The following is a 19,315-nucleotide window of genomic DNA, read 5'->3' on the forward strand; positions in this document are numbered from 1 at the left end:
CGATAAATTTTCTATGAAAAACATACGCAACTTTTGTATCATCGCTCACATTGACCACGGTAAAAGCACGCTGGCAGACCGCCTGCTGGATGCTACCCAAACGGTTACCAAACGCGAGTCAAAGGCGCAGTTGCTCGATAATATGGATCTAGAACGGGAACGTGGTATCACCATTAAATCCCATGCGATCCAGATGGATTATGTCGCACCTGACGGCGAGAAGTACATATTGAACTTAATCGATACTCCTGGACATGTGGATTTTTCTTATGAGGTTTCCCGTTCCATTGCCGCTTGTGAAGGCGCATTATTAATTGTCGATGCCGCGCAAAGTATCCAGGCACAAACCATTTCCAATTTATATCTAGCGCTGGAGAATGATCTTGAGATTATACCGGTACTGAATAAAGTGGACCTTCCATCTGCCAATATAGAAGAAGTGACAGATGATATTGTTGATTTACTGGGTTGTGATCCAAGCGAGGTGATTCCTGCAAGTGCCAAAACTGGTCTGGGAATCCAAGATATTCTCGATGCTATCATTGAGCGCGTACCACCACCAAAAGGAAATGTGGATGAACCATTACAGGCGCTGGTTTTTGACTCGCAGTACAATCAATTTAGAGGTGTTGAGACGATTTTTAGGGTAATTAACGGCTCTATTAAAAAAGGACAGCACATCAAATTTGTCGCGACAGGCGAGAGCTATTATGCTGACGAGATAGGAACCTTGAAACTAAACCAGGTTCCCAAACAAGAAATAAAAGCTGGTGATGTAGGATACCTGATTACAGGAATCAAAGAGGCCAAAGAAGTTAAAGTAGGTGATACCATCACAGATCATGACAACCCAACGACAAATCCTATAGGTGGTTTTGAAGATGTGAAGCCCATGGTTTTTGCAGGAATCTATCCGGTAGATACTGAGGACTATGAAGACCTGCGGTCCAGTATGGAGAAACTACAGCTCAACGATGCATCACTTGTTTTTCAAGCAGAAAGTAGTGCGGCACTAGGTTTTGGTTTTAGATGTGGATTCCTTGGAATGCTACACTTAGAAATTATCCAAGAAAGATTGGAACGTGAGTTTGATATGACCGTTATTACCACGGTACCTAACGTTTCTTATCATGCGTTTACTAATAAGAATCCTGATGAGGTTTTGATTGTCAACAACCCATCAGATTTACCTGAACCATCAACACTCAATAGAGTAGAGGAACCATACATTAAGGCCACGATTATCACAAAATCTGATTTTGTAGGGAATGTGATGTCACTTTGTATTGAAAAACGTGGAGTGGTCACTAACCAGACCTATCTTACTACAGAACGTGTAGAGCTAATGTTTGATATGCCACTGGCCGAAATTGTTTTTGACTTCTATGACCGTTTAAAAACCGTATCAAAAGGATACGCATCTTTTGATTACGCACCTATAGGGTTGCGTGTTTCAAAGCTAGTTCGTGTGGATGTATTACTTAATGGACAATCTGTGGATGCATTGAGTGCTTTGATTCACTTTGACAATGCATATACGATAGGAAAAAAAATGGTGGAGAAACTGCGAGAATTGATACCGCGTCAGCAATTTGATATTCCTGTACAGGCAGCTATTGGTGCAAAAATCATTGCTCGTGAAACGATCAAAGCCTTGCGTAAGGATGTAACCGCAAAATGTTATGGTGGTGATATTTCCCGTAAACGTAAACTTCTTGAAAAGCAGAAAAAAGGTAAAAAGCGTATGCGTCAAGTAGGGAATGTTGAAATACCGCAAGAAGCGTTTATGGCGGTATTGAAGTTAAATGATTAAGAATAATTACGCTTTCGCGAAAGCGTAACACTAAAAAAGCCCTTCAAATCTGAAGGGCTTTTTTTATTCTATAACATCTTCCATGGTAACCTCACCGCTGGCTTGCTCAACGATTTGTTTACCCATATAAACCAGCAAACTTCCTTCCTCGATCTCAATCTCTACAGAGTTTGAAGGAATTAGGTCGATTTTTTTGCCGTTTCTAATGAATAAAGGAACGATGTCTGAATCTGTTTTTGTAATCTCGATCAGCCCACGGAAATGTTGTGTAGAATCAAGTTCTATTTCATGAATATCACCGTGGTGACGAGCGACTTCCATTAAGTTGACATAATCATCAGTAGCAGAAAACAAGCCCGCATCTGGATTCTCATTTGGATTACTAATTTCGCTAGAGTGTACGATTCTAAACGCTCCGTTTTCTCCATATAATTTACCGAATCTTTCAATCGCATAATCATTGATTTGCGAGTTTCCTGTTAGTGCTAAAAGATATCCTACATTATTAAATTCAATGTCATCAGTAAGCGCATCGCTGTAGATATCTGCTACCTGTGCGTCTAGACCTCTTTCTTTTGCTGCGCGTATATTATTAGTGTTAGTATCTATAAGGACGACACTTCTACCATGTTCCTTAAGGTATTGAGCAATAAGTCTACTGAATTTTGAAGCACCAACGATCATGATACCTTCAGACTGCTTGAGGAACACACCAACTATCTTTGCAAACAATCGAGCCGTAGTAGCATTAAGAAGTACCGTTCCTAATACAATCATGAACACCAATGGTGTTATATATTCTGCTCCAGGGATTCCTTGACTTACCAACTTAGAACCAAAAAGAGAAGCTATACCAGCGGCAACAATACCTCGCGGTCCTACCCAAGAGATAAATAGCTTTTCGTTCAAATTGAGACCGCTATTTATACTACTTGCAAAAACACCCAATGGCCGTATAATCAAAACAACAATACCAAACAGCAGAGCAGTTCGCCAGTTGTAGAGCAATTCTAGATTAACGATGTCAATATTAGCTGCGAGAAGGATAAAAAGTATCGATATCAAAAGAACACTTAGCGATTCCTTGAAATAAAGAAGCTCTTTAATATTAGGTAAGTTGATGTTACCTAGAACCATTCCCATCACTACAACCGCAAGAAGTCCAGATTCATGAGCAAAAGAATCGCTCAAAACAAAAACACCTAGAACGGTCGCTAGTGTAAACACATTCAGCAAATAGTGAGGTACTTGTTTTGCTTTGATAATAAAGGCAAGCCCGTGCGCAAAAGAGAATCCAAAAGAGAACCCAAAGAGTACAATCTTTCCAAACTCCTGCAACGCGACCACAGTAAACTCACCGCCAGCGTTAGCACTGATAAATTCAAAAACCAAAACGGCAAAAAGCGCACCTATAGGATCGATCAAAATTCCTTCCCATTTGAGAATGGAACTGATGTCTTTCTTTAGCGGAATATTACGCAGAATAGGAGTGATCACCGTTGGACCAGTAACTATAATAAGTGCACTGAACAACAAAGAAATTTCCCAAGACAACCCAAATATGAAATGAGTAGCAACACCAGCACCTAAAAATGTAATGATAACAGCTACTGAGATTAGCTTACCTATAACGGGTCCGGTATTTAGAATTTCTGCACGTTTGAGAGTCAAACCGCCTTCAAAAAGTATGATACTTATCGCCAGCGAGACAAAATAATACAAACTGTCGCCAGGGAAAAGACCTAATTCTGACTCAATGTCAAATACAGGTTGGATGAGTTTGGAATGCTCAGGAGTGAATAGAGTAGCAAGTGGACCTACCAATAGGCCAATAATGATCAAGGGCAGAATAGCAGGAATCTTAAATTTCCACGCCATCCATTGCGCAAATATCCCTAATATGATTATTCCAGAAAGTTCTAACATGTGTTGGTTCTATAAATTGAAATTACAACCTTTTGATGAGGTTGAAAAGTTAGCTCGCTTTCGCGAAAGCGCAATAAACATACAATAAACGGCATATAGAGCTCTTTAACAAAAAAATTGCTGCCATTTGAACCGCTCATACCTATTTTAAATAAGAGCCAGACCATATTTGGCTTTTCTCAAAAATATCAAGCTTAATTCAATAGATCTGATAAGTCATTCTTTGAAAATATACCCTGAATAGGGTATTGGAAAAAACCTCATCAATTATTAAATTTAGAGGACTAAATCAATCAACATGAAACAGTTACTACAACTCTCCATCCTTGCGATTCTGTTTTCAACTACTTCAATGATCGCTCAGAATATTACAGCAGTCAAATATTCCTTATTTGAGAAAACCACCAATGATCACCGGCTTAGGGTAACACCTAGTGGTTATGATGGTAATGCAGCAGAAACTACAAAAACATCTGGAGTTTATGCGGTGATGATATGTTACACATATAACGATAGGGAAAAGTCAGTCTATCAGGATATTACTTCAAAGTTTGTAAACGGTGAGGATTACATATTTACGTTCTCCTTCGGTACGGCTAGTCTGGACAAACTCAAGCTTAATAATGTCACCTTTTTTAGAAGAGACAAACCTAAAGAAACATGGCCTAGTAAAGAGGGTTGTAATAGCGGTCAGGCGCTGACTAGTGCAAATACTTTTGCCATAAGCAGCCTCTACAATCTCTAGAATATTAAACAACTCATAATATTAAGGCCTGTCTCAACGACAACCTGACCTATTTTGTATTTTGCGGGTGTATGAAAATCTATCCTGTAGAAGCTGGGAATTTTAAGTTGGATGGTGGCGCTATGTTTGGCGTGGTGCCCAAATCTTTGTGGTCTCGCACGAACCCTGCAGACTCCAACAATATGATTGATATGGCGGCTAGATGCCTATTAGTTGAAAATGGTGACCGGCTTACACTTATTGATACGGGAATGGGACATAAGCAGTCAGAAAAGTTCTTCGGCTATTATTATATGGACCACAAGTTTGATCTGGACAGTTCGCTCAACGATTTAGGTTTTTCTAAAGATGATATTACTGATGTGTTTTTGACGCATTTGCACTTTGATCATTGCGGTGGTGCAATTGTCCGTAATGAAAAAGGAGGTTATATGGAGCCCGCTTTCGCGAAAGCGAAATTCCACACCAACCGCAATCACTGGCAATGGGCAACGGAACCTAATGAAAGAGAGAAAGCAAGTTTTCTTAAGGAGAACATCAAACCCATCGAGGAAAGTGGACAGCTTCAATTCATTAAGCAAGAGTCAGATTATCACGAGAGTGACGAGATGGATTTTGGCATCTTGTTTGTCGATGGACATACAGAAAAAATGATGATCCCGCATCTTGAAATAGGTGGAAAGACATTTGTTTACATGGCAGATCTTTTGCCTACAGCAGGTCATTTGCCGTTACCTTATGTCATGGGATATGATACAAGACCATTGTTGACTCTTGATGAAAAAGCAAAGTTTCTGGATCGAGCAGCAACCAATAACTATTATTTGATTCTGGAACACGATCCACATCATGAGATCATTACAGTAAAACATACAGAAAAAGGTGTACGACTAGACAAGGTTTTTACCTTTAAAGAACTATTTGATAATTAATTAAACCCAATACAAATGAATAAGAATTTTTTAAAATACGCTTTCATAGCAGTAGCATCTACAGGGATGTTAGTAGGTTGCGGCGGCAGTAGCTTGAACATTGCATCACCGCCTATTGAAAATATTGATCAACAACCCCTCAAGGTTGCAGAGCTATCAGAAACTCAAGCCAAAAATTGGAAGGACCTTGATCTTGTTATGGATACTGTGCCTGGTATGTCAGTAGATCGTGCCTACAACGAGTTATTGACGACCATGGTAAATGGGAAAGAAACCGTTCGTAAGGGCGAGCCAGTTATTGTTGCTATTATCGACTCTGGTGTAGATATTGATCATGAAGATCTTGATGGAGTAATCTGGACCAATGAAGATGAAATTCCAGGAAATGGGATTGATGATGACAACAACGGCTACATCGATGATATTCATGGCTGGAATTTCTTAGGCGATATCGTCGATGAGAATCTAGAATATGAAAGAATTGTAAGAGACAAAGCCAAGTTACCTGCTGATGTTGTCGCCAAAGCACAAAAAGAATACGATGAGAAAGTTGCTGAGGCTGGACAGACTAAAATGGTATATGAGCAAATCTTACAGCAGATTAATCAGGTAGATGCAACGCTTGAACAATTTTCAGGAAACGATGATTATACTGAAGAAGATATTGAAAAAGCAGCCAAGTCTGACGACCCACAGGTTCAGCAAGCTGCGGCTACTATAAAGGCTTATATGAGTCAAGGTCTGGAGTCTGCAGATCAAGCCAAAGAAGAATTGACAAAACTGATTAATGACGCTACCAGCTTAATGAATGGTGATAAATTGAAAACCAACTATCGTCGTGACATTTTAGGAGACGACCCTTACGTATGGGATACTGGTGTTTATGGAAATAACGAATACTCTGGACCAGATCCTAAAAAAGCAGATGCTTTTCACGGCACACACGTTGCGGGTATTGTTGCGGCAGAAAGAAATAATGGGTTAGGAGTTAACGGTGTAGCAAATAATGCACAAATCATGGTTTTGAGAGCTGTATCTCAAGCTGATGAATATGATAAAGATGTAGCTAAAGCAATACGTTATGCGGCAGATAATGGCGCTAAGGTCATCAATACTAGTTTTGGTAAATACCATTCTCCAAATCCGGAATGGGTTTGGGATGCAATCAAATACGCAGCAAGTAAAGATGTATTGATTGTAAATGCAGCGGGGAACGAGTCTCTAGACACTGACTCTACCCAAGTTTATCCACAGGATCAAGAAGGAATAGGTAGTAATATATCAGATAATTTCCTAACCGTTGGAGCTCTTGCTCCTACTTATGGACCTAAAATGGTTGCTAATTTCTCTAACTATGGAAAGTCGTCTGTAGACGTATTTGCTCCTGGTGTTGCTGTTTATTCTACAGCACCATTGAATGAATACAGAAATGCAGGAGGAACTAGTATGGCTTCACCAGCTGTTGCAGGAGTAGCAGCCGTCATTAGATCTCAGTTTCCAAAATTAACTGCAGCACAAACTAAGCAAATAATCATGGACAGTGGTTTAACAACAAGTATTGATGTTGTTTTAGGTGATGAAAGTAAGAAAAGCTTTAATCAAATAACTTCCTCTGGAAAAATGGCTAACCTTTATAATGCATTAGTATTGGCTTCCAAAATGTAGTCTGAAAATGATATTATAGGAAAAACCTCGAAATATAATATTTCGAGGTTTTTTTTGTTATTTATGTAATAAACGTCAATCAGTTAATCGCTATTATGGATTGATTGTTGATAAATAGTGGATAACAACAGTTAAAAAAATCGACGTATAGCACAATAATACCGTTATCTGAACCAATAATCGACTTTTAGCGTATTTAACTAACAGAACGCCCTACTTTTGCTACTAGTTATCTATTTCATGCCCCTACAACTCTACTCTATGTTCATGGCTTTGCTTATGCAGGGATCTGCAAGCGCACCGCCAGTGCCTAAAATGGGTCCAGCACCGCCAGTTGGTGATCAAGTACCTATCGATGGATCTATTTGGATATTGATAATAGCAGCAATTATTATTGGGGTATATCATTTTCACACTCTCAAAAAGAAAATGCAAAAAGCAGATTAAAGAGACATAAGTCTCTTCACATACTTCCCTATTACATCAAATTCTAAATTTACCTTGTCATCCACCTGAAGATATTTAAAACCAGTATGTTCATAGGTATAAGGAATTATAGCTACTGAAAAGGAATCTGTTTTTGAGTTAACAACGGTTAAACTAACACCGTTAATACAAATACTACCTTTTTCAATGGTCACATTGTTGGAGTCAGGATTATATCTAAAGCTAAACACCCAAGAACCATCTTGTTGACTTTTCTCAATGCATGTAGCTATTTGGTCCACATGGCCTTGAACTATATGTCCATCTAATCGGGCATTCATCAACATGGCTCGTTCCATATTCACTAAGCCTCCAGCTTTCCAAGTGCTGAGGTTCGTTTTCTCCAATGTTTCTTTAATTGCGGTTACCTTATATTGATTTCCATTAAGTTCAACAACAGTTAGGCATACACCATCGTGGCTAACACTTTGATCGACTTTGAACTCAGCAGCCAGTTTGTTCTCTAGAGTAAAATGAATATTAGACTGATCTTTCTCAATAGCAATGATTTTTGAAGTAGACTCTATGATTCCTGTGAACATAAGTAGTTGAAAACCGTTATTTTTAGACTTTCAAAAATACAGCGAAAAATCGCTTCATTCATGGATAAACAAAAGAACATCAAGGTAGGAATAAGCATCGGAGACCCCAATGGGGTAGGTGGCGAGATCGTGTTGAAGGCATTTGAGGATCCGATGATGCTTGAGATGTACACACCAGTGATTTTTGCGAGCACTAGACTTTTTTCGTTCTATTTGAAAGAGTTTAGTTTATCAAACAAAATTCACGGAATCAAATCCTTAGATAACATTGTTATTGGTAAAATAAATGTTGTTCGGTTATTGGAGGATGACTTTAAAGTGGAATGGGGAACAGTAAGCCCAAAAGCTGGCGAGATCGCTATTAAAAGCTTGCGAGCCGCAGTCCTGGCGTTGAAAGATGATAAAATCAGCGTATTAGTTACAGCGCCCATTCATAAGGAAGCTATACAGTCTCAGGATTTTAATTTTCCTGGCCATACTGACTTCTTAAATCAAGAACTAGAGGGCGAGAGCTTGATGTTTATGATTTCTGAAAGTCTGAGAGTTGGACTTATAACAGACCATGTGCCTATCAGCGAGGTGTCAAATCAAATAACTGGTAAACTTATCAAAACCAAAATCGGTACAATCAAGAAGTCTTTGAAAAGAGATTTTGGTATCACAAAGCCAAAGATTGCTGTTTTAGGGATTAACCCACACGTAGGAGATAATGGCGTTATAGGAACTGATGATCAAGAAAAACTGATTCCAGCTTTGGAAGATTTACGGGAAGATGGTAATATAATTTTTGGACCTTATGCAGCAGATGCGTTTTTTGGAAGTGGGAATTACAAAAACTTTGACGCCATCCTAGCTAGCTATCATGATCAAGGACTTATTCCATTTAAAACCTTGAGCTTCGGTTCTGGTGTTAATTATACTGCTGGGCTCAGCCATGTGAGAACTAGTCCAGACCACGGGACAGGCTTTGATATCGCTGGTAAGAACGAGGCAAATCCAAGTTCAATGATAGCTGCTATTCATGCAGCAGTGGCTATTTATCGCAAAAGAAAAAGCTACGATAAATTGACTTCAAATCCATTGAAATCTCAAGCAAGAAAACGTAGAGAATATTAACAAGGCGTTTTAATAACTTTTATTATCTTTGCCCGCTCTTTGAAAGAGAATATTATGGAACTCAAAGAATTCAAAATAGCCTTTGCTGGACTTAAGCAAGGTAAGCATGAGTTTTCCTTTGAGCTTGATAATGAGTTTTTTGAAAGTTTTGGATATGATGAGTTTAATTCAGCAGCAGTAATTGCTAACGTTGAATTAGACAAAAGATCAACTTTAATGGATCTTCATCTATTAGGGTCTGGTAGCGTCAATGTTAATTGTGATGTTACTAATGAGCCTTTTGATATGCCAGTCGAGGCTATGATGGATATTGTAGTGAAATTTGGAGACAGGTTTAATGATGAAAATGAAGATATATTGATCTTGCCTCATGGAGAGTATGAGCTTAATGTTGCTCAATATCTTTATGAAATGGTTGCCTTATCCATACCGCTTAAAAAAACACATCCAGGGTTGGAGGATGGTTCTTTAGAATCAGATGTTCTGGATAAATTGGAAGAATTGAAACTGTCAAGTTCAGATGAAATAGAAGATGGAATTGACACTGATCCCAGATGGGACGCATTAAAGAAATTAAAAACGGATAATAATTAATAGCCATGGCGCATCCTAAGAGAAAAATCTCGAAAACGAGAAGAGACAAAAGAAGAACGCACTACAAAGCTTCAGTACCTCAAATAGCAACTGATAGCACAACTGGTGAGGCTCACCTATATCACCGTGCACACTGGCATGAAGGTAAATTGTACTACAGAGGTAATGTTCTTATAGACAAAACTGAAGTAGCAGAAGCATAATCTAAAACCTTAGGTTACACTGCTTTCAGACAGTATTTTAACGATATTCACAAAAAATGACACGTTTTTGAGAGAAAACGTGTCATTTTTTGTTGTTTTTTAGTAGCTTTCAAAGTTGAAGCAATCCTTCTAGAAATCGAGGTATGATAGATATGAAAGCGGCCATAACTGCCGTAGGCGCTTATGTCCCTGAATATAGACTTACCAACTCCATATTGGAAACTCTGGTAGAAACTAATGATGAGTGGATTACCACTCGCACAGGTATAAAGGAGCGACGTATACTTAAAGATCCTGACAAAGGAACATCTTACTTAGCCATAATGGCCGCTCAGGATTTATTGGAAAAATCCAATACAGACCCTTCCACAATTGATTTAGTCATTGTTGCGACAGTAACTCCAGATTTACCTGTTGCGTCAACAGCAGCGTATGTTGCTACTGAAATAGGTGCAAACAATGCTTTTTCATACGATTTGATGGCTGCTTGCTCTGGTTTTTTATACGGTATGAGTACCGCAGCTGCTTATGTGGAGTCAGGAAGATATAAAAAAGTACTGCTTATAGGAGCAGATAAAATGTCCAGCATTATTGATTATAAAGACCGCGCTACGTGTATCATCTTTGGAGATGGAGGTGGCGCGGTTTTGTTTGAGCCTAATAATGAAGGATTAGGCTTGCAAGATGAAATTTTGAGATCAGATGGATCTGGTAGGGATTTCTTGCGCATTGAGGCTGGCGGTTCATTATTACCCGCGAGTCAGGAGACGGTAAAAAACAAACAACACTTTGTGTATCAAGATGGAAAGAATGTTTTCAAGCACGCGGTTTCTAATATGGCAGATGTTTCAGAACAGATTGTGAAAAGAAACAACCTCACTAATGAGGATATAGACTGGCTGGTACCACATCAGGCAAATAAGCGTATTATAGATGCGACCGCAAAGCGCGTCAACCTTCCTGACGATCAGGTGATGATCAATATTCACAAGTACGGTAATACGACCAGTGCTACTTTACCGCTTTGCCTAAACGATTACGAAAAACAACTCAAAAAAGGAGATACTCTTGTTTTTGCTGCCTTTGGTGGTGGATTTACTTGGGGATCTATTCTTTTAAAATGGGCTTACAATACTAATTAATAATAACCATTAACCCTATGGAACTTAAGGAAATACAAAACCTCATCAAATTCGTAGCAAAATCTGGCGCTAGCGAGGTAAAGCTTGAAATGGATGATATTAAGATCACGATCAAAACGGGATCTGACGAGCCTAATATTACCTACATGCAACAGCCAATGGCTCAAGCTGCTCCGGCACCTGCACCAGCCGCTGCAGCTGCTGCGGCACCATCTGCATCAGGTGAAGGGACTGCATCAGCCGCTGCGCAATCTGCTGGAGATGATAAATACATCACGGTTAAATCTCCAATTATTGGAACTTTCTATAGAAAGCCATCACCAGAGAAGGACACTTTTGTTGAGGTAGGCGATAGCGTCAAGGTAGGCGATACTCTATGTATTATTGAGGCGATGAAACTTTTCAACGAGATTGAAAGCGAGGTTTCTGGAACTATCGTTAAGGTTCTTATCGACGATATGTCTCCTGTAGAATTTGACCAGCCATTATTTTTAGTAGATCCTTCCTAGTTCTAAGCTAGATTAGATCGTAAATGTTGTGGTGATGACGCTTTCGCGAAAGCGATATCTCCATAAACACACTCACTAAAAACAAACATTATGTTTAAAAAAATATTGATTGCAAATCGTGGTGAGATCGCATTGCGTGTTATTCGTACCTGTAAAGAAATGGGTATCAAAACCGTTGCGGTTTATTCTACAGCAGATGCTGATAGCCTTCACGTGAAATTTGCAGACGAGGCCGTTTGTATTGGGCCACCACCCAGCAACCTGTCCTACCTCAAAATGTCAAATATCATTAGCGCTGCAGAAATTACTAATGCAGATGCAATACATCCAGGGTACGGTTTTTTATCTGAGAATGCAGACTTTTCTCGCATCTGTGAGGAGCACAAGATTAAATTTATAGGAGCAGGTCCAGAGATGATTGCAAAAATGGGAGATAAGGCAACTGCCAAAGCTACCATGAAAGCAGCAGGAGTTCCTTGCGTACCAGGATCAGAAGGAATTATTCCAGATTTTGAAACCTGTAAAAAGGTAGCATTGGAAACCGGCTATCCAGTTATGCTTAAAGCTACCGCTGGTGGTGGTGGTAAAGGGATGAGAGCTGTCTGGTCTGAAGATAAATTACTTACCGCATGGGAAAGTGCCCGCCAGGAAAGTAAAGCCGCCTTTGGCAATGATGATATGTACATGGAAAAACTCATTGAAGAGCCACGTCATATTGAAATCCAGATTGTAGGAGATAGCTATGGTAAAGCATGTCATTTAAGTGAACGTGACTGTAGTGTACAACGACGTCACCAGAAGCTTACTGAGGAAGTTCCATCACCTTTCATGACTAAAAAGTTACGTAAGGAAATGGGTGAAGCGGCCGTTAGAGCAGCAGAATATATTGCCTATGAAGGAGCAGGAACGGTCGAATTTCTTGTAGATAAGCACCGCAATTTCTACTTCATGGAAATGAATACTCGTATTCAGGTAGAGCACCCTATAACGGAACAGGTGATTGACTTTGACCTCATACGCGAGCAAATACTTGTTGCTAGTGGTGTAAAGATTTCTGGTAAGAATTATGAGCCAGCATTGCACTCTATTGAGTGCCGCATAAATGCAGAGGATCCTTATAATGGCTTTAGACCTTCTCCAGGAAAGATCACCACACTACATGCCCCAGGTGGTCATGGAGTAAGACTTGACACGCACGTTTATGCGGGTTATTCCATACCGCCTAACTATGATAGTATGATCGCAAAATTGATTACTACCGCGCGTACAAGACAAGAAGCGATTGATAAAATGAAGCGTGCTCTAGATGAGTTTGTCATAGAAGGTGTGAAAACAACCATTCCTTTCCATAGACAACTAATGGATGAGCCTGCTTATGTAAAAGGTGATTACACAACAGCTTTCATGGACACCTTTGTCATGAAACCGCTAGAAGACTAGTTCTTTAATTCAATAAATAGTAAGCGCCAGGTCAATTTGATGTGGCGCTTTTTTTATTTACAATCCTGCTGTGCTTTTGCAGCACCTTCTAATCCCCAAGAAGGCATAAAACCATCAGCTTTCTCCTGCTTAAATAAGCTTATGGCAGTTTCCAATTGACCGCAGTATGGTGTCACATCTTTGCCAAAAAATCGAGCGCTACCCATCAACCACTTTGCACGACTGCTCACGACTCTAGGATTTTTAGGAGCCATGGCTAGAGCTTTTTCATAAATTGCAGTGGTTGATCCAGAGAGCTTCATGCCGTAAATACTACTGTCATACTGGATGTAACAGGTATTGAGTAATCCTTGCAGCACCATGATTTCAGGATTGTTTAATGAAAGCGATTCAGTTTTGTTGATGAACTCTTGAGCTTTTTTCATTGATGCCAGCGTCTGTTCTTTTGGATTTTGACCCCACGAACTATTGACGTACGCGAGAGCAGCGTAATATGGCGGCAGCCAATTTTCTTTTTCTGCTGCCGTGATGCGTTCAAACTGCTGCCCTGCCGCGTTCAAATCGGTTTGCATGGTTTCTAAACCTTTAGTCATGGCTTTTTCATAATTGGACTGTGCCATACAAAATGTTGCGATGAATAGAAGTAGAGTAGTGGTTAGAGCTTTCATAATAGATTGAATTTTAGTTTGTTTAGTTCAAATGTCTAGGTAATCTCGCTTTCGCGAAAGCGGAACAATCCCAACTGTCATTTTGCATATCTGAACTGTATTATAAATTGTCCAGCTGATTATCACTGCCGCCAATGGTCCAAAAGAAACCGACAAAAATGAAGCGGTCTGCTGCCTGCCCTATAGCTCTTCTATCAAACTGACCCTGAACGTCTGGTGCATTGCTGTATTGATAGCCAAAAATGTTATCTCGACCCATCACATTGCTCACAGATAAATAAAGGATCTTACTATCGTCTAGCAGATAGGCCCAATTGAAATCCAAACTCTGAAAATCTGTGGTCTTATCGTTCAAAAACCCTTCTTGGTTTGCATTGGTAAAAGGTCTGCCGCTGGCATAATTGTATGTGAACCCTATCTGTGATTGTAGGTCATCTACCCAGTATTTTGTCACGATACTTAGGTTATGATCAGTTGCAAATTGAGGTGTTGCGGTTTGTGGATAGTTTCTATACAATCTTTCAGTATCTAGGAAGGAATAGCTCACCCAATACTCTAGATTTTTTATGGACTGCTCGTCTCTCCAGAAAATATCGAGACCTGTAGCGTATCCATCACCACCGTTTTCATAATTTGAGTTGAATGCTGGCCTGCTGGTGTCGTAGGTCAATAGGTTATCGTATTTTTTGTAGTAAGCTTCTGCCCGTAACATTCTATTGTTCTTTTTATGTAAAAAGTTGAGTATAAAATGTTCTGCTTTTTCGGTTTCAAGGCTGGAATCGTATTGAAGAATACTGTTATCGATTTGCTGATGAAACATTCCGTAAGCTGCAGAGATCTGCGTGTTGTCGCTTATGCTTATCGCCGCGCTCAATCTAGGAGAAAATCTAATTTGCTGTGTTGTATTATAGTAGTCTGCACGGCCGCCTATTTTGAATGCCAGATCTTTTGAAGCAAATAATTCTGATTCGACAAATGCTCCAGTATTGTATTGACTTATGGTATTATTGAAGTTTTCCTGTTCAAATAGGATACTCTCTTTACTATCGATGACAAACTGTTCTGCACCGTAGTGCATCTTAAAGTAATTATTATATCGCTTTGAGACTTTGACTTTACCATTCACTGCAGTTTCGGAATTGTCAATTTTAGTTGTTGTCAAATTCAAATCAGTATGATCCTTTGAAAGACTGACGCCTGATTGAATTTCCCAGCTTTCAGAAAGCTCGCCTGTGTAGTTGAGGTTACCATAATAATTGCGATTGCGCAGTCCGAAGAAGAAACCGTCCTCTACATTGATATCTTCTTGAATCAAACTAAAATCACTATATGAAAAAGCACCATAGGCTTTAAACAAGCCCTTATTTGTTTTATGTCTGTAGACAGCTTCACCGCTGGCGCTTTGAAATGGATCTATAAACTGATTGTTTTGGGGTATGATTTCATTGTACGGTGCGAGATTGATGTAAGTAGCATTCACGCTCAAACTGTTCTCTTCCCATATTTGGGTGTTTCCTGCCCCAACGCCAACGGTCATTAACTGCACTTCAGTCTTTTCTTCTATGGGAAAGTTGGTGGTGTTGAGCAGTAAAACTGATGAAAGCGCATCACCATATTCTGCGCTGTAGCCACCAGTGGAAAAAGTGATACCGTCAAAAAGAAACGGCGAAAAGCGTCCTCTAGTAGGAATGTTACCGGTAGATGGTGTGTAAGGACTAAATACTCTGTTTCCATCTACGAAGATTTGGGTTTCATCTGCTGTACCGCCGCGAACGAACAAGCGTCCATCATCTGGGTTTGCCGTTGTACCAGGTAAGGTTTGCAATGCTCCCAGAAAGTCACCAGCTGCTCCAGCTGTAGTAACGATATCCAAAGGTTTAAGAACGCTAGCCTTTGAACTATCTCCGGCGCTAAAACTACCAGCACTTAAAACTACAGTATTCAATGCGTTCATGCTTTCTCTCAAAGAGATTGCAACCTTACTTAAAGTAGCTACGGAAGTCTCTCTTCTAAATTCTTCATATCCTATAAAGCTGGCAATAAGAATTACAGGGCCAGTTTCTGAAGTTGTAAATACGAATTTGCCATCCACATCAGACATAGCTCCATCATAAGTACCTTCCAGATAAACATTCACGCCCATTAAAGGCTGGTTTTTAGAATCTGTAATGGTTCCCGATATTTTTGTTTGTGCTGAGGAAATAGACGAGAAAAGAAGGAGAAAAAGAAGAAGAGCTTTCATGATTGTCGGTTTGATGAGACAAACATGAGGTGGAATAACACCTAAATAAATTTGAACCTACCCAGTTGTAGAATCAAGATGCTGAAACGTAAAAATTAAAACCTTGCGAGAAATACGTTGGAGGAAACTGGCACAAAATCGGCTGAATTGACCCAGAACATTTGATTCTTTGCTTCACACTTTAATAAATAATAATCACCTTTAAAGTAGGAATTCTTTACAACTGCTGGTACTCCAGAATCTGCGATCATTAATTGATGTGGATAAAATAACATCTCTTGATCATTATTAAAAAATCCAGCCCCAACTACGTTTATGTCATCAAATAGTGATGCTACGTAAAAGTCTTTAGGTTTGTTGTAAATCTCTATTGTTGGTCTATGATCTACAATCTCACCAGCTTTCATCACAATAGTTTCATCAGTGAAAGAAAGAACGTCACCACGATCATGAGTGGCAATGAGACAACTGATATTTTCTTCTCTCAAATACTTGAAAAGCTGACGCCTTAAATTGTTTTTTCTAAAATTATCGACATGGCTAAAAGGCTCGTCCAATAGAAGGAGCTTGGGTTGTTGCGCCAAAGCTTTGGCAATTGCCACACGCTGTTTTTGACCTCCAGACAATGTCTTGACCTTGCGATCTGAAAAGGACTCCATTTCTACTACTCGTAGTAGTTGCTGTATGGTTTGACTACGATCATCTAATTGAATCGATAAATGTTCGCCTACGTTTTCAAACACAGTAGTGTAGGGCATCAAATCAAATTCTTGAGGCACATACTTCATCATGGGATGTCCTGGAACAAGATGATGGTCTGCGCCTAGGAGTTCTTCATCATTCCATGTAACAGTCCCAGAATCTTGTTCAAGCAACCCGTAGATCAGATTGAGCAGCGTGCTTTTACCGCAGCCGCTTTCGCCCATAACCGCTGCAATGCAGCCTTGCTCTAATTCAAGAGAGATGTCTTTGAGAGTTCTCGCTTTCGCGAAAGCGAAATTTATATCAGTCAACTGCAGCATCTAACAAAGGTACTGACCATTGAGTGAGTCCAATTGAAACGCACATAAAAAAACCGCCATCTTCTTAGATGGCGGTTTAAGAGAAATACTATCCTTAAATTACATTTTCACATCACTAACAGGCTGCGGTAATTCTTTGTAACCCATATTATAAAGAGTAAATCCATAAATATCAGTTTGTTCTTCAATGATTTTGCTGGTAGGTTTTCCAGCACCATGACCAGCATCAGTTTCAATGCGGATTAATGTTGGTTTGTCACCAGCTTGTTTGGATTGAAGCTCTGCCGCAAACTTAAAGGAATGTGCAGGTACAACGCGATCATCATGGTCACCAGTTGTAACTAAAGTTGCTGGATAATTGGTTCCTTCCTTGATGTTATGTAGCGGAGAATAATTCTTTAAGTAATTGAACATTTCGGTATTATCCTCTGCTGTTCCATAGTCGTATGCCCAACCAGCACCAGCTGTAAATTTGTTGTAGCGCAACATATCAAGAACACCTACTTGAGGTATAGCGACGGCAGCAAGGTCTGGCCGTTGTGTCATGGTAGCGCCAACTAACAAACCACCATTGGATCCACCTTGAATCGCCAGCTTTTCTGTTGAGGTGTACTTTTCTTTTTTGAGATATTCTGCGGCAGCAATAAAGTCGTCAAAAACATTTTGCTTCTGCATTTTAGTTCCTGCATCATGCCATTTTTTACCATATTCTCCACCACCACGCAGGTTGGCTACCGCATAGACGCCACCCATTTCCATCCATGCAGCTCTGGAAACAGAGAATCCTGGATTAAGCGAGATATTAAAACCTCCATAACCGTAAAGAATAGTTGGGTTGGTACCATCTTGCTTCATTCCTTTTTTATAGGAAATGATCATCGGGATCTGGGTGCCATCTTTTGAATTATAGAAAACCTGCTTACTCTCGTAGTTATCTGGATCAAACTTGATATCTGGCTTGCGGTATAATTCAGAGGTTCCTTTTTCTATATTGTAGAGATACGTACTTCCAGGGGTCACGTAATTTGTGAAGGAGTAATAAAGTGTCTTGTCTTCATCCTTTGCGCCAAAACCGCCCACATTACCAACTCCAGGTAATTCTACATCACGCACTAACGTTCCATCAAGATTGAACTGTTTGATTTGCGATACAGCATCAACCATATATTCTGCAAAGATGTAACCACCACCAGTTGATGGAGAAAGCACATTCTCTGTTTCTGGAATAAGATCAACCCAGTTGTCTGGTGTTGGATTAGAGATATTTGTTGTAACCACACGTTTATTGGGAGCATTATAGTCGGTTACCAGCCATAACAAATCACCTTCATTGTGAAGTACATAACTGTTGGTATCGAAATTATCCAAGATCGTCACTAACGGAGCATTGGGTTGATCCAATCGTTTCATGAACAATTTGCCGCCATTGGTACTCGTACTGGCAGATATGATTAATAACCGCTGGTCGTCAGTCACGTTACCGCCTATGTATCTATATTTTTGATCTGGAGTACCGCCAAAAATGATCTTATCAGAACTTTGTGGCGTTCCCAGTTTGTGATAATACAACTTGTGTTGATCTGTCATGGCGCTGAGCTCGCTGCCCTTAGGCTTATCATAACTAGAGTAATAGATGCCTTCATCCTTATACCAGGAAAGGCCAGAGAACTTCACATCCTGAATAGTGTCACCTATAATTTCTTTAGAAGCTGAGTCCATAACAATGATCTTGCGCCAGTCGCTACCACCGGTAGAAATAGAGTAGGCTAGTTTTGAACCATCTTCTGTAAAACTAAGGCCGCCTAATGATATAGTGCCGTCAGCAGCAAATGTGTTGGGATCCAAGAACACTGTAGCAGTAGATGGGTCTGCATTTTTCTCATATCTGTAAAGGACAGATTGATTTTGCAAGCCGTCATTCTTTGAGTAATAAGCGTAGTCACCTTCAATGAATGGAGCGCCTATTTTTTCATAATTCCATAATTCCGTGAGGCGTTTGTTGATTTTATCACGGTACGGGATCTGGGACAGATAGTCTTGAGTCACCTTATTTTGGGCTTTGACCCATTCACCGGTTTCTGCACTGCGGTCATCTTCTAACCAACGGTATGGATCTGCGACTTCATTGCCAAAATAAACATCAGTTGTGTCAACCTTCTTAGTTTCTGGATAGGTCATCGCCATAGCCGTTTCTTCATTTTTTTCATCCTTACAAGCTGCAAGAGCCAGAAAACCTAGCGCTGCTACATAAATATTCTTTGTTTTCATAA

The 19,315-nt window shown here is 39.8% G+C and carries 17 protein-coding genes; 11 read left to right on the plus strand and 6 right to left on the minus strand.

Going from position 1 to position 19,315, the window contains the following annotated elements; genetic code table 11:
• The first annotated feature begins 13 nt into the window (after positions 1–13).
• On the plus strand, positions 14–1,813 hold the full coding sequence (gene lepA, locus BLO34_RS11455) for a translation elongation factor 4 (RefSeq protein WP_090755451.1): 1,800 nt from the start codon (positions 14–16) through the stop codon (positions 1,811–1,813).
• A gap of 63 nt (positions 1,814–1,876) precedes the next feature.
• Here lepA and BLO34_RS11460 read toward each other — a convergent pair whose 3' ends face one another.
• Positions 1,877–3,739, minus strand: a complete 1,863-nt coding sequence (locus tag BLO34_RS11460) for a cation:proton antiporter (RefSeq protein ID WP_090755453.1) — start codon at positions 3,737–3,739, stop codon at positions 1,877–1,879.
• A gap of 298 nt (positions 3,740–4,037) precedes the next feature.
• Between BLO34_RS11460 and BLO34_RS11465 the strand changes: the two genes are divergently transcribed.
• The 4 genes from BLO34_RS11465 to BLO34_RS11480 all read left to right on the plus strand — a co-directional run bounded on the left by BLO34_RS11465 (position 4,038) and on the right by BLO34_RS11480 (position 7,528).
• Complete coding sequence (locus BLO34_RS11465) at positions 4,038–4,484, plus strand: hypothetical protein (RefSeq protein ID WP_157686787.1); 447 nt, start codon at positions 4,038–4,040, stop codon at positions 4,482–4,484.
• Between the two features lie 71 nt (positions 4,485–4,555).
• Positions 4,556–5,416: an MBL fold metallo-hydrolase gene (locus BLO34_RS11470; protein WP_090755455.1), complete on the plus strand. Its 861-nt coding sequence runs from the start codon at positions 4,556–4,558 to the stop codon at positions 5,414–5,416.
• 15 nt (positions 5,417–5,431) lie between these two features.
• A complete protein-coding gene (locus BLO34_RS11475) occupies positions 5,432–7,081 on the plus strand; it encodes a S8 family peptidase (protein WP_090755456.1) in 1,650 nt (549 codons plus the stop codon).
• Between the two features lie 261 nt (positions 7,082–7,342).
• Positions 7,343–7,528 (plus strand): PID-CTERM protein-sorting domain-containing protein, encoded by a 186-nt coding sequence (locus BLO34_RS11480; protein ID WP_157686789.1) that lies wholly within the window; start codon positions 7,343–7,345, stop codon positions 7,526–7,528.
• Here BLO34_RS11480 and BLO34_RS11485 read toward each other — a convergent pair.
• On the minus strand, positions 7,525–8,109 hold the full coding sequence (locus tag BLO34_RS11485; protein ID WP_090755459.1) for a riboflavin synthase: 585 nt from the start codon (positions 8,107–8,109) through the stop codon (positions 7,525–7,527). The genes BLO34_RS11480 and BLO34_RS11485 overlap by 4 nt on opposite strands.
• Before the next feature lie 60 nt (positions 8,110–8,169).
• On the opposite strand from BLO34_RS11485, the gene pdxA reads away from it, so the two are divergent.
• From pdxA to accC, 6 genes are all read left to right on the plus strand, one after another.
• Positions 8,170–9,225: a 4-hydroxythreonine-4-phosphate dehydrogenase PdxA gene (pdxA, locus tag BLO34_RS11490; protein WP_090756634.1), complete on the plus strand. Its 1,056-nt coding sequence runs from the start codon at positions 8,170–8,172 to the stop codon at positions 9,223–9,225.
• Positions 9,226–9,279: 54 nt separating this feature from the next.
• Positions 9,280–9,819, plus strand: a complete 540-nt coding sequence (locus tag BLO34_RS11495; RefSeq protein ID WP_090755461.1) for a YceD family protein — start codon at positions 9,280–9,282, stop codon at positions 9,817–9,819.
• Positions 9,820–9,824: 5 nt separating this feature from the next.
• On the plus strand, positions 9,825–10,022 hold the full coding sequence (gene rpmF, locus BLO34_RS11500) for a 50S ribosomal protein L32 (RefSeq protein ID WP_015361852.1): 198 nt from the start codon (positions 9,825–9,827) through the stop codon (positions 10,020–10,022).
• Between the two features lie 143 nt (positions 10,023–10,165).
• Entirely contained in the window at positions 10,166–11,164 is a 999-nt protein-coding gene (locus BLO34_RS11505; protein ID WP_090755462.1) for a beta-ketoacyl-ACP synthase III, read from the plus strand.
• 17 nt (positions 11,165–11,181) lie between these two features.
• The gene (accB, locus tag BLO34_RS11510; RefSeq protein WP_090755464.1) at positions 11,182–11,673 is read left to right on the plus strand and encodes an acetyl-CoA carboxylase biotin carboxyl carrier protein; all 492 of its coding nucleotides are present in this window, start codon (positions 11,182–11,184) and stop codon (positions 11,671–11,673) included.
• 90 nt (positions 11,674–11,763) lie between these two features.
• Positions 11,764–13,113, plus strand: coding sequence for an acetyl-CoA carboxylase biotin carboxylase subunit (gene accC / locus BLO34_RS11515; RefSeq protein ID WP_090755466.1), 1,350 nt, complete (start codon positions 11,764–11,766; stop codon positions 13,111–13,113).
• 53 nt (positions 13,114–13,166) lie between these two features.
• Here accC and BLO34_RS11520 read toward each other — a convergent pair whose 3' ends face one another.
• The 4 genes from BLO34_RS11520 to BLO34_RS11535 all read right to left on the minus strand — a co-directional run bounded on the left by BLO34_RS11520 (position 13,167) and on the right by BLO34_RS11535 (position 19,313).
• Positions 13,167–13,781 (minus strand): hypothetical protein, encoded by a 615-nt coding sequence (locus tag BLO34_RS11520; RefSeq protein WP_090755467.1) that lies wholly within the window; start codon positions 13,779–13,781, stop codon positions 13,167–13,169.
• Positions 13,782–13,881: 100 nt separating this feature from the next.
• Positions 13,882–16,023 carry a TonB-dependent receptor gene (locus tag BLO34_RS11525; protein WP_090755469.1) on the minus strand — a complete coding sequence of 714 codons (2,142 nt, stop codon included), beginning with the start codon at positions 16,021–16,023 and terminating at the stop codon, positions 13,882–13,884.
• A 95-nt stretch (positions 16,024–16,118) separates the two neighbouring features.
• The gene (locus tag BLO34_RS11530; RefSeq protein ID WP_090755472.1) at positions 16,119–17,045 is read right to left on the minus strand and encodes an ABC transporter ATP-binding protein; all 927 of its coding nucleotides are present in this window, start codon (positions 17,043–17,045) and stop codon (positions 16,119–16,121) included.
• Positions 17,046–17,144: 99 nt separating this feature from the next.
• Positions 17,145–19,313, minus strand: a complete 2,169-nt coding sequence (locus BLO34_RS11535; RefSeq protein ID WP_090755474.1) for a prolyl oligopeptidase family serine peptidase — start codon at positions 19,311–19,313, stop codon at positions 17,145–17,147.
• Between the last annotated feature and the right edge of the window lie 2 nt (positions 19,314–19,315).

This window comes from Nonlabens sp. Hel1_33_55, assembly GCF_900101765.1.
Taxonomy (GTDB): Bacteria; Bacteroidota; Bacteroidia; order Flavobacteriales; family Flavobacteriaceae; genus Nonlabens.